This window comes from Ferrovibrio sp. GW821-FHT12E11, assembly GCF_058806975.1.
This window is the reverse complement of record NZ_JBXAQG010000001.1, coordinates 3460980-3474035: the sequence shown is the minus strand read 5'-3', so window position 1 is coordinate 3474035 and position 13056 is coordinate 3460980. Positions and strand designations below refer to the sequence as shown.

At 61.7% G+C, this 13056-nt stretch carries 16 protein-coding genes; 10 read left to right on the top strand and 6 right to left on the bottom strand.

All coding sequences use genetic code 11. The annotated features are described in order from the left end of the window. The 6 genes from folB (at position 1) to AC1ROT_RS17250 (ending at position 4761) form a co-directional block, all read left to right on the top strand. The gene (gene folB / locus AC1ROT_RS17275; protein WP_492971319.1) at positions 1–429 is read left to right on the top strand and encodes a dihydroneopterin aldolase; all 429 of its coding nucleotides are present in this window, start codon (positions 1–3) and stop codon (positions 427–429) included. A 321-nt stretch (positions 430–750) separates the two neighbouring features. Then, positions 751–2658: an excinuclease ABC subunit UvrC gene (gene uvrC / locus AC1ROT_RS17270; protein WP_493000471.1), complete on the top strand. Its 1908-nt coding sequence runs from the start codon at positions 751–753 to the stop codon at positions 2656–2658. Between the two features lie 63 nt (positions 2659–2721). Continuing rightward, the gene (pgsA, locus tag AC1ROT_RS17265; RefSeq protein WP_492971321.1) at positions 2722–3303 is read left to right on the top strand and encodes a CDP-diacylglycerol--glycerol-3-phosphate 3-phosphatidyltransferase; all 582 of its coding nucleotides are present in this window, start codon (positions 2722–2724) and stop codon (positions 3301–3303) included. 1 nt (position 3304) lies between these two features. Beyond that, positions 3305–3556: a molybdopterin converting factor subunit 1 gene (moaD, locus tag AC1ROT_RS17260; RefSeq protein WP_492971322.1), complete on the top strand. Its 252-nt coding sequence runs from the start codon at positions 3305–3307 to the stop codon at positions 3554–3556. A 4-nt stretch (positions 3557–3560) separates the two neighbouring features. Further along, positions 3561–4025, top strand: coding sequence for a molybdenum cofactor biosynthesis protein MoaE (locus AC1ROT_RS17255; protein WP_493000469.1), 465 nt, complete (start codon positions 3561–3563; stop codon positions 4023–4025). A gap of 169 nt (positions 4026–4194) precedes the next feature. Then, on the top strand, positions 4195–4761 hold the full coding sequence (locus AC1ROT_RS17250; RefSeq protein ID WP_493000466.1) for a PAS domain-containing protein: 567 nt from the start codon (positions 4195–4197) through the stop codon (positions 4759–4761). A 73-nt stretch (positions 4762–4834) separates the two neighbouring features. On the opposite strand, the gene AC1ROT_RS17245 is transcribed toward AC1ROT_RS17250, so the two are convergent. Beyond that, positions 4835–5719 (bottom strand): branched-chain amino acid aminotransferase, encoded by an 885-nt coding sequence (locus tag AC1ROT_RS17245; protein WP_493000464.1) that lies wholly within the window; start codon positions 5717–5719, stop codon positions 4835–4837. A gap of 175 nt (positions 5720–5894) precedes the next feature. Here AC1ROT_RS17245 and AC1ROT_RS17240 point away from each other — a divergent pair, with 175 nt between their 5' ends. Genes AC1ROT_RS17240 through AC1ROT_RS17230 form a run of 3 tightly spaced genes read left to right on the top strand, consistent with a single transcriptional unit; the run spans position 5895 to position 8417 of the window. Beyond that, positions 5895–6389 carry a MarR family winged helix-turn-helix transcriptional regulator gene (locus AC1ROT_RS17240; RefSeq protein WP_492971326.1) on the top strand — a complete coding sequence of 165 codons (495 nt, stop codon included), beginning with the start codon at positions 5895–5897 and terminating at the stop codon, positions 6387–6389. A 14-nt stretch (positions 6390–6403) separates the two neighbouring features. After that, positions 6404–7087, top strand: coding sequence for a response regulator (locus AC1ROT_RS17235; RefSeq protein WP_493000463.1), 684 nt, complete (start codon positions 6404–6406; stop codon positions 7085–7087). 16 nt (positions 7088–7103) lie between these two features. Beyond that, positions 7104–8417 carry an ATP-binding protein gene (locus tag AC1ROT_RS17230; RefSeq protein WP_493000462.1) on the top strand — a complete coding sequence of 438 codons (1314 nt, stop codon included), beginning with the start codon at positions 7104–7106 and terminating at the stop codon, positions 8415–8417. Between the two features lie 11 nt (positions 8418–8428). On the opposite strand, the gene AC1ROT_RS17225 is transcribed toward AC1ROT_RS17230, so the two are convergent. From AC1ROT_RS17225 to proC, 5 genes are all read right to left on the bottom strand, one after another. After that, entirely contained in the window at positions 8429–8863 is a 435-nt protein-coding gene (locus AC1ROT_RS17225) for a DUF2914 domain-containing protein (RefSeq protein WP_493000460.1), read from the bottom strand. A 44-nt stretch (positions 8864–8907) separates the two neighbouring features. After that, positions 8908–9246, bottom strand: coding sequence for a tRNA-binding protein (locus tag AC1ROT_RS17220; protein ID WP_493000458.1), 339 nt, complete (start codon positions 9244–9246; stop codon positions 8908–8910). Positions 9247–9333: 87 nt separating this feature from the next. Then, a complete protein-coding gene (locus AC1ROT_RS17215) occupies positions 9334–9759 on the bottom strand; it encodes a phasin family protein (protein ID WP_492971331.1) in 426 nt (141 codons plus the stop codon). Between the two features lie 116 nt (positions 9760–9875). After that, entirely contained in the window at positions 9876–10532 is a 657-nt protein-coding gene (locus AC1ROT_RS17210) for a TetR family transcriptional regulator (protein ID WP_493000456.1), read from the bottom strand. A 56-nt stretch (positions 10533–10588) separates the two neighbouring features. Further along, positions 10589–11392, bottom strand: a complete 804-nt coding sequence (proC, locus tag AC1ROT_RS17205; RefSeq protein ID WP_493000453.1) for a pyrroline-5-carboxylate reductase — start codon at positions 11390–11392, stop codon at positions 10589–10591. 129 nt (positions 11393–11521) lie between these two features. Here proC and AC1ROT_RS17200 point away from each other — a divergent pair, with 129 nt between their 5' ends. Beyond that, on the top strand, positions 11522–13036 hold the full coding sequence (locus AC1ROT_RS17200) for a glycosyltransferase family 39 protein (RefSeq protein WP_493000451.1): 1515 nt from the start codon (positions 11522–11524) through the stop codon (positions 13034–13036). Positions 13037–13056: the final 20 nt, after the last annotated feature.

Here is a 13056-nt window from a genome sequence, read left to right as displayed (position 1 = left end):
ATGACGATCCATGCTCGTGCCCGGGCTGCCTGGGCCGAAATCCCGGTCCCGGCGATTGCCGAAGCCAGCCAGCCGGCGCGACGCGTCTTCGTCCGTGACCTGCTGCTAGACGCCCTGATCGGGATTTACCCGGAAGAACGGACCAAGCCTCAGAAACTGTTGGTCAATCTCGAGCTGTGGGTGGCCGAGACCCCGGGCGAGCCGCCGCGCTCCTACGCCGAGGTCGTCTGCTACGAGCAGCTGGTCAAGCGCACCAAGGCATTGCTGGCCGAGGGCCATGTCGATCTTGTCGAAACCCTGGCCGAGCGGCTGGCGGCGATCTGCCTGGAAGACGAGCGGGTCTTTCGCACACGCGTGAGGGTGGAAAAGCCTGACGCCATTACGGAAGCCGCCGGTGTCGGCGTCGAGATCGAACGCCGCCGCGCCTGACGCAAAATAAACTGCGCATAACAGACTGGTGTTAGAGCTTGACTCTGCGCGGCATTTCATATCCCAGGCTGTCTTATACACAGGCCCTTTGGGGTTATTACTGACGGATCGGTCAGCCTCCTGCGATTCGGATTGCATGTGGATAACTGATAATAGACACGGCACTACAATAATTTAAAGGAGATGCCTGCAACGCCTTCCCAACGGCACTGGTGCATTGGTATCGCGGGAATTGAAAAACCAGGCAACTTTCCCCACAAATTTATCCACAGGCTTGGGACGATTTCGTCAACGCTGTGTAATCATTGGGTTTTTGGCATTATGGTAACGGGTATGACTGAGCCAGAGCCTGTGTCCCCGCCGCAACCGGAGGCTTTGCTGCCGACAGAGATCGGCGCCACAGTGATCGCGCGGCATCTGCCGCTGCTGCCGACCGGGCCCGGCATTTACCGCATGCTGGATGCCAGGGGCGAGGTCCTCTACGTCGGCAAGGCACGCTCGCTCAAGAAGCGTGTTGCCAACTACACCAAGCTGCCGACCCTCAGCATCCGCATCCAGCGCATGGTCCGGCAGGTCCATGCCGTCGAGGTGACCAGCACCCATACCGAGGCCGAAGCCCTGCTGCTTGAGGCCAATATGGTCAAACAGCTGCAGCCCCCCTTCAATGTGCTGCTGAAGGACGACAAATCCTTCCCTTACATTCTGGTGGCCCGCGACCATCCCTATCCGAGCATCAACAAGCATCGAGGATCGCGCGATATCAAAGGCGACTATTTCGGCCCCTTTGCCTCCACCGGTGCCGTCCATGTCACCCTCAACGCCATTTCGCGCGCCTTTCCGCTGCGCAGTTGCACCGACAGCGAGTTCGCCGGTCGCACCCGCCCCTGCCTGCAGTACCAGATCAAACGCTGCACCGCGCCCTGCGTGAACCGCATCAGCGAGGTGGACTACGGCGCCATCGTGAACGAAGCCCGTGATTTTCTTGGCGGCCGGAACCGCAACATCCTGGACAAATGGCAGGCCCGCATGCAGCAGGCCGCCGATGAGCGGGATTACGAGACCGCCGCCGAATTGCGCGACCGCATTCGTGCCCTGGCCCATATCAGCCAGAAGCAAGATATCAATCTCGTCGATGTCGAGAATGCCGATGTGATCGCCGTGCATGCCGAGGGCGGCTTGGTTTGCATCCAGATCTTCTTCTTCCGTGCCGGCCAGAATTTCGGCAACCGCGCCTATTTCCCCGCCCATACCCGCGATGTGGAAATCAGCGAGGTGCTGGACGCCTTCATCGGGCAGTTTTATGCCCAGCGCGACGCGCCCCGCCTGATCCTGCTCAGCGACCCGGTCGAGAACGCCCCGCTCATCGAGGAAGCCCTGAGCCAGCATAGCGGCCACAAGGTCGAGCTGCTGGTCCCGCAGCGCGGCACCAAGCGCGACCTGGTGCAGGGCGCCATCACCAATGCCCGCGATGCGCTGCACCGACGCCTGGCCGAGGCCGCGTCGCAGCAGAAGCTGCTGGCTGGCGTCGCCGAGCTGTTCGGACTGGATGCTCCGCCGCAGCGAATCGAGGTTTACGACAACAGCCACATCATGGGCCGTCATGCGGTCGGCGCCATGATCGTCACTGGCCCCGAAGGCATGCGCAAGAATGCCTACCGCAAGTTCAATATCAAGGGCGAGGAGATCGAGCCGGGCGACGACTATGCGATGATGAAGGAAGTGCTCAGTCGTCGATTCAAACGCCTGCTAAAGGAAGACAGCGAAGAGGACAATGCCGCCGACTGGCCGGACCTGCTGCTGATCGACGGCGGCAAGGGTCAGTTGAGCGCCGTGATGCAGGTGATGGAGGAGCTGGGCGTCTCTGACGTGCCGGTGGTCGGCATCGCCAAGGGACCGGATCGCAATGCCGGGCGCGAGCAGTTCTTCCTGCCCGGCCGCGAGCCCTTCATGCTGGAGCCGCGCCATCCCGTGCTGTTTTTCCTTCAGCGCCTGCGCGACGAGGCGCATCGCTTTGCCATCGGTACCCATCGCGCCAAACGTGCCAAGGACCAGGTAAAATCCCCGCTGGACGAGATTGCCGGCATCGGGGCAGCGCGCAAGAAGGCGTTGCTCCTGCATTTCGGTTCGGCCAAAGCCGTTTCCCGGGCCGGCCTTGCCGATCTTGAAGCTGTGCCGGGCGTCAGCAAGGCCGTGGCCAAACGTGTCTACGATCACTTCCATGGGGCCTGACACCGGGCCTGCGGCCGGGCCGGCACTGGCCCCGTTTGGCCACCCATGCGATACTGCGGCGTCATGCTGAACAGCCTGCCCAATATCCTGACCGTCTCGCGCATCCTGGCGATTCCGGCGATCTGCGCGGCCTTCTTCCTGCCCGGCGCCTGGAGCGCCTGGGTGCCCCTTGGTCTCTTCGCGGCTGCCGGCATCACCGACTGGTTCGACGGTTATCTGGCCCGCAAATGGGGCCAGATGTCAGACCTCGGCCGCTTCCTCGATCCGGTCGCCGACAAGCTGCTGGTCGCCGCCGTCATTATGATGCTGATCGCCTTCGATCGCATCGACCGCATTACATGCGTGGCCGCCGTGGTCATCATGTGCCGCGAGATCACCGTGACCGGCCTGCGCGAATTTCTCGCCGAACTGCGCGTGAAGGTGCCTGTCTCACGCTTGGCAAAATGGAAAACCACCGTGCAGCTCATCGCACTCGGATTCCTGATCGTCGGCGATCATGGACCTGACATTCTGCATGTACGCTTCACTGGTGAGGTCGGTCTGTGGATCGCTGCCGTGCTGACGCTCTATACCGGCTGGGATTACCTGCAGACCGGTCTGCGGCATATGGCGCTCGAACCCGATGAATCCAAAGGCTCGGACTGAGATGCGGGTCCTGTATTTTGCCCTGCTGCGTGAGCGGGTCGGTGTCGCAGAAGAAACCATCTCTCCACCCGACAGCGTGCGCACGGTCGCCGATCTGCTCGTCTGGCTGCGTGGACAAAGCGCTGGCCACGAAGCCGCGCTGTCCAACCCCGCCCTCGTGCGCGTTGCGGTGAACCAGGATTATGCCGGACCAGAGCAGGCCGTCGCGGCTGGCGACGAGATCGCCATCTTCCCGCCGGTAACCGGAGGCTGACGCCATGACGGTGCGGGTCCAGCGCGAGGATTTCGATACGGCCGCGGAACTGGAGCGCATGACCGCCGGGCGAACGCATATCGGCGCTGCCGTCACCTTCAGCGGCCTGGTCCGGGATTTCAGTCCAGCCGGCAGTGATTCCCCCGGCCCCCAGACCATGACCCTGGAACACTATCCGGGCATGACCGAGCGACAACTGGAGGCCATCGTCAGTGAAGCCGAGCAACGCTGGCCGCTGGACGGCTGTCTGGTCGTCCACCGGTATGGTGAACTCGCCCCTGGGGACCGGATAGTCCTGGTCATCACAACCTCCGCGCACCGCCAGGCCGCTTTTGAAGCCAGCGCCTTCCTGGTCGACTGGCTGAAAACCCGGGCTCCGTTCTGGAAACTGGAAGAAACCGGCGCCGGCCGCCGCTGGGTCGAGGCCAAGACTAGCGATGACGAGGCGGCCGCGCGCTGGCGCCGCTGACATACAGTGGTACTATTTTCCCCATGTGAAATTGCGGTTTACTGAGGCCCGCTCCTATGGCATGTCCTAGGCATACGGACGGCAACTTTACCGTTCCGCAGCGACCCGCATGCGTCATATGCTGGCAGTCGCGCAGGCGCTTTCACAGCTCAAGAGTTATTACCCGCTCATGTCTTCAACAGATCCGAATGTGCCAAAAACCGAAGTGATCGCTTCGGTGACTGCGGATCGCATTCGAAGCAAATCGCTGCGCAATCTGCTGAACTACTGGGAAGCCAAGGAGGGCTATCTGGGCCGGCTGCCGGCCCGAGCCGACCTGCAACCCGACGAAATGGTGCCGTTCCTGCCCTTCGTTGCCCTGATCAATGTGCAGCACAGCGCCACTCCCCGTTTCCAGTTCCGTCTCGTCGGTACCGGCATTGTCGGATCGATGGGCCGCGAGACCACCAACCGCACCGTTGACGAAACCCTGTTCGGGGCCAACGCCGTGGTGGTGGAAGCCTTCTTCAATATTCCGCTCGAAACCCACGGGCCGGCCTATGCCGCCGGCAAATATACTGTGGCGCCAAGCGGCCGCATGCTGGGCTTTGAGACGCTGCTGCTGCCGCTCTCTGGCGATGGCCAGGCGATCGACATGCTACTGGGCGGCCTGGTCGGCGAACGCATCCAGCGCGATGAACAGATCTGCGGGTTCCAGTACGATTATTATTGTCCGGTGTTGCAGACCGCCCGCTGATACCAGCAGCCCGCCCGAAAACGAAAACGGCCGCGTATCGCTACGCGGCCGTTCGTTGTTTCAGCCTGGCCAATCAGGCCGCAGCCTTGCCGCGCGTGGCGAGGTCGAATTCGCCCAGCAGAGTCTGGCAGATCTTGCCCGGCGTGAACTTGTAGGGCCCGATCTCGCTGACCGGCGTCACTTCAGCCGCCGTGCCGGTGAGGAAACACTCATCGAAGCCAGCCATTTCTTCCGGCTGGATGGGACGCTCGATCACTTCGATCCCGCGGCCCTTGGCCATGGCGATCACGGCACGACGCGTGATGCCATCCAGGAAGCAGTCCGGCGTCGGCGTATGCAGCTTGCCGTCCTTGGCAAAGAAGACATTGGCCCCCGTCGCTTCAGCGACCTGACCGCGCCAATCCAGCATCAGGGCATCCTGATAACCATCGCGCTCGGCCTTATGCTTGGACAGCGTGCAGATCATATACAGGCCGGCCGCCTTCGCCTGGGTCGGCGCGGTGTTAGGGGCCGGTCGCCGCCAGTCGCTGATCTGCAGACGCAGCCCCTTCATCTTGGCTTCCGGCGAGAAGTAGCTCGGCCACTCCCACACCGCGATGGCGACATGAATCTTGTTCTGCTGGGCGGCGACGCCCATCATTTCAGAACCGCGCCAGGCGACCGGGCGGACATAGCAGTTCGGCATCTTGTTGGCGGCGATGGTCTCGCAGGTGGCGCGGTCAATCTCTTCGACCGAATAGGGCAGCGTGAAATCCATCAGCTTGGCCGAATCGATCAGACGCTGGCTGTGCTCCGTCAGGTGAAACACATTGCCATCATAGGCCCGCTCGCCTTCGAAGACGCAGGACGCATAATGCAGGCCATGGCTGAGGACATGCAGCTTGGCGTCCCGGAAGGGGATCAGCTTGCCGTCGAACCAGATCGAACCATCGCGATCATCATACGGAATAAGAGACATAGGACTGCTCCTTGGCGATACCGGTAAGTATTATTATTACGCTGTTCTGGTCCCAAAAGTAACAATCTAAGCAAATTACGTCAACACTGCTGACATAATTTTCCTCCAGGTAGTTTAATCTACCCCCGCACGGCCACCTTGTGGCCAGCTATGTCTTTGCGCCATATAGAAGATCATGACTGATTTGAAATCGCTGGCCAACCCCTTGTTCCTGCGCGAAGACGAGCTTCGCCAGGCGGTGGAGCTGCTGTTCTACGCCTACCGGGATTTCACCCGCGGACCGGATGAAATTCTGGAACGCTATGGTTTCGGCCGCGCGCATCACCGTGCGTTGCATTTCATCAGCGGCAACCCGGGCATCACCGTGGCAGAGCTGCTGGCCATTCTACGCATCACCAAACAGAGCCTGTCGCGGGTCCTCTCCGCCCTGATCGAAGGCGGCTTCGTCCGCCAGCAGCAGGGTACGCGGGACCGCCGGCAGCGCCAGCTGTTCCTGACTGATCAGGGCAAGCATCTGGAACGCCAGATCAGCACGGTTCAGCAGGCCAAGGTGGCCCAGGCCTATCGCGAGGCGGGCGCCGAAGCGGTGGCGGGCTATCGCAAGGTTCTGGCAGGCCTGATCGACGAGGCCGAGCGCGCCGGCATCCTGCGCGCCATCCAGCGTCGCTGACCGCCGCGATGGAGATGGCTGAACCGCATATCCTGGTTGTTGATGACGACGAGCGCATCCGCACCCTGCTGTCGCGTTACCTCGCGGGCCAGAATTTTCGCGTCACCAGCGCCGAAGATGCCGCCGACGCCGCCGCCAAGCTGACCTCGGTCAGCTTCGACCTGCTAATCGTCGATGTGATGATGCCCGGGCAGAACGGGTTTGAATTCGTCCGCGAATTGCGCAGCCGCAATAACACGGTTCCCGTCATTCTGCTCACAGCCCGGGGCGAAGCCGAAGACCGTATCCAGGGTCTGGAAACCGGGGCCGACGACTATCTGCCCAAACCCTTCGAGCCCCGCGAGTTGACCCTGAGAATCAATGCCATTCTCAAACGCGCGGTACGGCCGACGGCTGTCGCGGCCACTGCGCCGGTGCGGTTCGGCGACTTTGCCTTCGACGCCGTACGCGGCGACCTGAAGCGTGGCGAGGAAACCGTGCCGCTGACCACGGGCGAGGCCCAGTTGCTGCGCATCCTTGCTCGCGCCCCGGGGCAAACCGTGCCACGCGCCGCGCTGGCCGATCCCAGCACGCCGGGCGAAAGCCGGGCGGTGGATGTGCAGATCACCCGCCTGCGCCGCAAGATCGAGGCCGATCCGCGCAATCCGCGTTTCCTCCAGACGGTGTGGGGCGAAGGCTATGTGCTCTGGACCGAATAGTCCGCGGTAGGTCGGCATGATGCTGCTCAAGCGCCTGTTGCCCCGCAGCCTGTTCGGTCGCTGGCTGCTGCTGCTGGTCGCCCCCATTGTCGTATTGCAGGCGCTGCTGACCTATATCTTCTACGAACGCCACTGGGACAGCGTGACGCGCCGGCTCGGACTGGCCGTCGCCGGCGAAATCGCCGTGCTGATCGATACCCGTGAAAGCCAGGCGAATCCAGCCGTTCTGAGTGCCCTGATGGAGCGACTGAACACCTCGCTCGATATACATGTCGTCTTTCAGGTCGGCGCGGATTTTCCACTGAACATTCCGGCGCCGCGGCGGTACTCGATCCTGGACCGCATGCTGATCCAGGCACTCAGCGAGCGCGTGCAACAGCCCTATCACATCGATACCCAGCGCAACGACCGCACCATCGTGATCTACGTCAAGCTGCCTGATGCGCTGCTCGTCGCCACCATTCCGGAAAGCCGGGTCTTTTCCACCAGCACGTATGCTTTCGTGATCTGGATGGCGGCCGCTTCAGTGGTGCTGCTCGGGATTGCGGTGCTGTTCCTGCGCAACCAGATCAAGCCGATCCGACGCCTGGCAGAAGCCGCCGACGCTTTCGGCAAAGGACGCGAGATCACCGAATTCCGGCCTGCCGGCGCCGAGGAAGTGCGCGCCGCCGCGCGCGCCTTCCTGGCCATGCGCGATCGCATTCGCCGTCATATCCGCGAGCGTACCGACATGCTGGCTGGCGTCAGCCACGATCTGCGTACGCCACTGACCCGCATGAAACTGCAGCTTTCGCTGATGCCGGCCGATTCTGAAGTCGACGAATTGCGGCGCGACGTCGACGAGATGGAAAAGATGGTCGGAGCCTATCTGGCCTTTGCTCGCGGCCAGAGCGAGCAACCGGCCGAACCCACCGATCTGGGCAACCTGATCAGCGAACTGGCCGACGATGTACGGCGGCGCGGCCGAGAATTACAGGTCGAGATGCCGCAAGGCCTGACGCTGCCGCTGCGGCGCCTGAGCTTCAAGCGCGCGCTTTCCAATCTGGTGGAGAATGCCCTGCGGTTCGGGCGCAACGTGCGGCTCAGCGTGTCGCATCACGCCAAGGGGGTCGAACTTCGCATAGAGGACGATGGCCCGGGTCTGCCGGAGAAGGAACGTCACAAGGTTTTCCGCCCGTTCTACCGACTGGATCAGGCTCGCCATGGCAGCGGCAATGTTGGCCTCGGCCTGACCATCGCGCGGGATGCCGTGCTTGCTCATGGCGGGGAAATCACGTTGGGCCAGTCTGCGCTGGGCGGCCTGCTCGTAACGATCCGCTTGCCAATCTGACCGCCGGAAATTCAGTCTGCCGGCTTGGGCTCCGGCTCGGCAACCGTGAAGCGGCGCTCGGCCTGCAGGCGGCCATCGCTATCCTTCAGCAGCACGGCCCATTCCCCCGGAAAAATGCGCGATTGCGACCAGATGCGCCAGTTCCGGCTGACATCGACGCGCGCCTTCGAGCGGCCGACCTCCTGGTCATTGCGCATCCAGTAAAACCAGAAGGTTTCTCCCGAGCCCACTTGCGTGCAGTCGAGGCGGGCGAAGGCATAGCCGCGCTCGGTACCGAGCGGATAATTCGCTTCGATCACGCCCTGCGGCTCCAGATTCTGGACATTGCGTGTGAGCGCAAACTGACGCACGACGCAATCATGATCCTGCGCGGCAGCGGGCCGGCCAAGAACAACGAGCGTGGCAATCAGGGCAAGGGTGAAGATCAGACTGGTCTTTTTTAACATTGGGCTGTCCGTAGACCGGATTGTCGGTCGAGGCCTGATTCGGGTCAATACATCCGTCCGCCATTCGGCACCGGATGGCCCGGCCCAATCAGCACGACTTCATTATCAGGATCAGGCAGGCCGAGCACCAGAATCTCAGACATGAACGCGCCAATCTGGCGGGGCGGAAAATTCACCACAGCGAGGACCTGACGGCCGACTAGCCCATCAGGCTTATAATGGCGGGTGATCTGGGCAGAAGACTTCTTCACGCCAATCGGCTCACCGAAATCGACCCAGACCTTGATCGCCGGCTTGCGGGCCTCGGGAAAGGCCTCGGCCCGGACAATGGTACCGACACGGATATCGACCTTCTGGAAGTCGTCGGAGCTGATGATGCTCATCGCGGTTCTCACGGCCCAGAAACAGGAACGGGCGGGATTTGTACCCCGCCCGTCGACTGTCTGGCAAATCGCCCGGCCGCGAGGCCGTTACTTCTTCGGCTTGGCAAAAGCCTTCTTGAACTCTTCGAGGTTTTCATTCATGCGCTGATTGATCAGCTCGAACGCCTCGGTGTTGGTCTTCGACAGCATGTCGGCCAGCTCACGCAGATTGCCGACCGCTTTGTCCACGGCGGCCTTGGCCGTAGCCGCATCCGGAACCGAGGCAACGCCGCCCTTCAGGGTGGTGGTGGCATCGGCAACGGCTTCCTGGAAAATTTCGGCCTGGCGCTTGGCCAGGGCCTGATAGCCTTCATAGGCACGCTTGTTCGCCGCCGTCAGGGCTTCGATATTCTTTTGCTGCGCGGCGGCCAGAGCGGTCGGATCGACCCCCGGCACCTTCAGCTCGGAAAACATCTTGCTGACATCGAAACTGGCGAACGGATTGGCAAAAAGATTGTCTGTGGGCTTGGTCATTTTTCGCTCCCGGGCGTTTGGCGCAACATTAGGCCGCGCCGAAAATATAGGCAGGCGACTCAGCGGTCAATGGAATATTGTGCACTGCACAATATTATTTGCAGGAGTATAACCAGCTAGTTACCGAGTTTATCTCGCAACCGCGAGGTAAAGGATCGCCCCGTCAGCCAGCTCAGGGTCTGTCCCAGCCGCTTGTCGAGATGGGCCATGGTGGCCGCCAGATCAGGGCTGTCATCCTTAAGCCAAACCCGCAGCGTGTCGAGATAGATTCCGCCCAGCAGCTTGCGCCGCATCGACCCGGCCAAACCGCCAGAATCGAGGCCGGCAGCCGCCAGGGTCCAGTCCAGCCCGCGCCGCAGGCCGCCATGCAGAAAGATCGCCAGGGCCGCCGGGTCGCTGGGCAGTTCGCGTGCCAGGATACGGATCGCCGGCTTATGGGGCGCCAGGGCATCAAACCGGGCCATAACCGCTTCAAACAGCCGGTCCTTGGCCCCATCGGTGTCGCCCGGGGCCATCGTAGAGCCATCCACAGCAGCCAGCATAGCTGCGTCGATACGCCGGGCATATGCCACCAGTAGATCCGTCTTGGTGCCGTGATGACGATACAGATCGCCCAGCGACACGCCGCTGGCTTCTGCCACCTGGGCCAGCGTCACACTGCGCCAGCCATGGTCGGCAACCAGAGCCAGCAGGGTATCGACCGGATCTTTGCTGCCGATGCCCGTGCTCTTGCGCTTTCCAGCGGTTTTCGCTGCCTTCGCCGACTGGGCCATCGCCGCCTCCTTCGTTGCCTGTCTTTATCTGGTAGGCGCCCGGGCCAGCGGCAAGCTCAGCCCGCCAGTTCTTTCGAGCGCCGGGTCGCGGCTGCGACCGCCCGCCGCATCATCGGCTCAAGCCCGTCTGGCGCCATCAGCACATCTAGCGCCGCCTGGGTGGTGCCGTTCGGGCTGGTGACGTTCTTTCGCAACTGATCTGGCGTCTCGCTGCTTTGCCGCATCAGCAGACCGGCACCGCAGACCGTTGCCTTTGCCAGCCGGGCAGCCAGATCTGCCGGAATACCGGCGGCTTTCCCGGCTTCCGCCATGCATTCGGTCAGCCAGAAGACATAGGCCGGACCGGAGCCGGATACGGCTGTCACCGCATCGATCAGGTCTTCATCCTCCACCCAGCCGACCTCACCTACCGCCGACAACAGCGCTTCGCAGAAGTTACGTTGCGTCTCGCTGACAGACGGATTGGCGGTGCAAACCGTGATTCCGGCACCAACAGCCGCCGGCGTATTGGGAATACTGCGCACGATCGCCGCAGCACCGCCGAGCAGCTGGTTCAGCCCGGCAATCGTCTTGCCGGCCGCAATCGAAAGAAAACAGGCGCCTTGCCCAGCATAAGTGGCATAAGCCGGGGCCACATCATCCATGACCTGCGGCTTTACCGCGAGGATCACCAGTGCCGGCTGAAAATCTGCGGGAACCGTAGCGGCAGACTGCGCTCTGCGTATCCCAGCAGGTAAATCCGCAACCGCAGTCGGTTCCACAACCACAACATCGTTTGCAGCGATGCCTTGGCGCAACCAGCCGGCGAGCAACGCGCCGCCCATTTTTCCACAGCCAACCAGAAGTATGCGCTTCGACATGCTGTTCTCCGGACCTATCCGTTTATTTATTTAAAATTGAAACATTTCAGTTGCCGTGCAGTTCAAGACCCGCCAATAGTCCGCAGCCCAATAATAATCAGCCCTGCACCCAGAAAGTATACGGACGTCGTGGACGATAAAAAATACACAGGGCTTTTTGTCGGCGTCCTATTCTTGCAGGCCCTGGCTTGGATTTTAGTGCCCTATCTGACCCTGCCCAACCCGCCATTGGACGTGCTGGAAGGCGTGGCCTGGAGCCGGCATCTGGACTGGGGCTACCATAAGGGGCCGCCGCTCTTTGCCTGGCTGCTCGGCCTCGGCACGACACTGATGCCTGGCAGCATGTTGCCGCCTCTGATCCTGAGTCAGCTATCGATTGCTGTAACCTACTGGGCGATCTGGCGACTGGCGAAATACCTTCTGGGCCCGCGCGACGCTCTGGTCACCATTTGCCTCACCACACTGATCTATTACTTCAATTACCCCTCGCCGGAATTCAACCCGATCATCCTCCAGCTCGCGTTCTCGGCTCTGGCCGGATCGTTCTTTTATACCGCCCTGATCGAGAACCGGTTGCGAGACTGGGTTATTGTCGGACTCGCTGTCGGCTTCGGCCTCTTGGCACGCTATTCCATCCTGCTGCATCTGGCGCCGATGGCTGTGTTTGCCTTCCTGAACAAGGAGACTCGCGGATTCATGCTGCGACCCGGTTTCATGCTTGGCTCGGCAATCGGGCTGATCATTATCGCGCCGCATGTTTACTGGGTTTTGGACAACGACTTCTCGCCGTTGCACTATATCGACCGTCGCGCCGGCGTGACCGAAGGCTTTGAACGCATTTCCCAGCCGATCCGCTTTCTCGGCGCACAATTCACCGCCGTGGCGCTCTCCCTGATCGTGCTTGGCTTTGCCGTGCTGCCATTCGGCCGCAACTACGAACCGATGGTCGGGCTGCTGCGCCATGGAACGCTGTCACGCAACTATCTGATTGCCATCGGCCTAGCGCCGGCTCTGATCGTTGTGGTCGTCGCCATCGTGATTGGCCGCGGCCCGCGCGCCATGTGGGGCGCTCCGCTCTGGGTCTTTACCCCGCTGATGGCGGTCGCGTTGCTGCGCGACCTCGCCTTGCCACTCTATCGGCGGCGCCTTGTGACGATCTGGGCCGTCACCTTTACGCTGCCAGTCATCATTTTTGCCTTCTCCATGACACTGTGGCCAACCATGCCGCCGTTGAAGGGGCGCAATAAGCGCACGCATTTCCCAGGTCACGAATTGTCCATGCGGGTGACCGAGGGCTGGCGCAGCCAGACCGATAATCGACGCCTCAATTATGTGATTGGCTCAATGTGGACGGCCGGCAGCGTGGGCTACTACTCGCCCGATCGACCCAAGGTTTTCCAGGATGGCGATGTGAACCAGACTCCATGGATCAACCTGCAGGACGTCCGGCACTGCGGCGCAGTCGTAATCTGGCAAACGCAGGAAGAGGAAAACGGCTTGTCAGCCGTGGTTGCCAACCTGAAGCGGCCGCTGCTCGTACAGTCCGAACTCAAACTGGCAGCGCCGCGCTTCGCCCAGCCGACCTCACGCTTTACCCTCGGTTGGGGAATTATGCCGCCCGAGCCCGATACCGAATGTATCTGACTGTTGGCTGCTGATGCGAC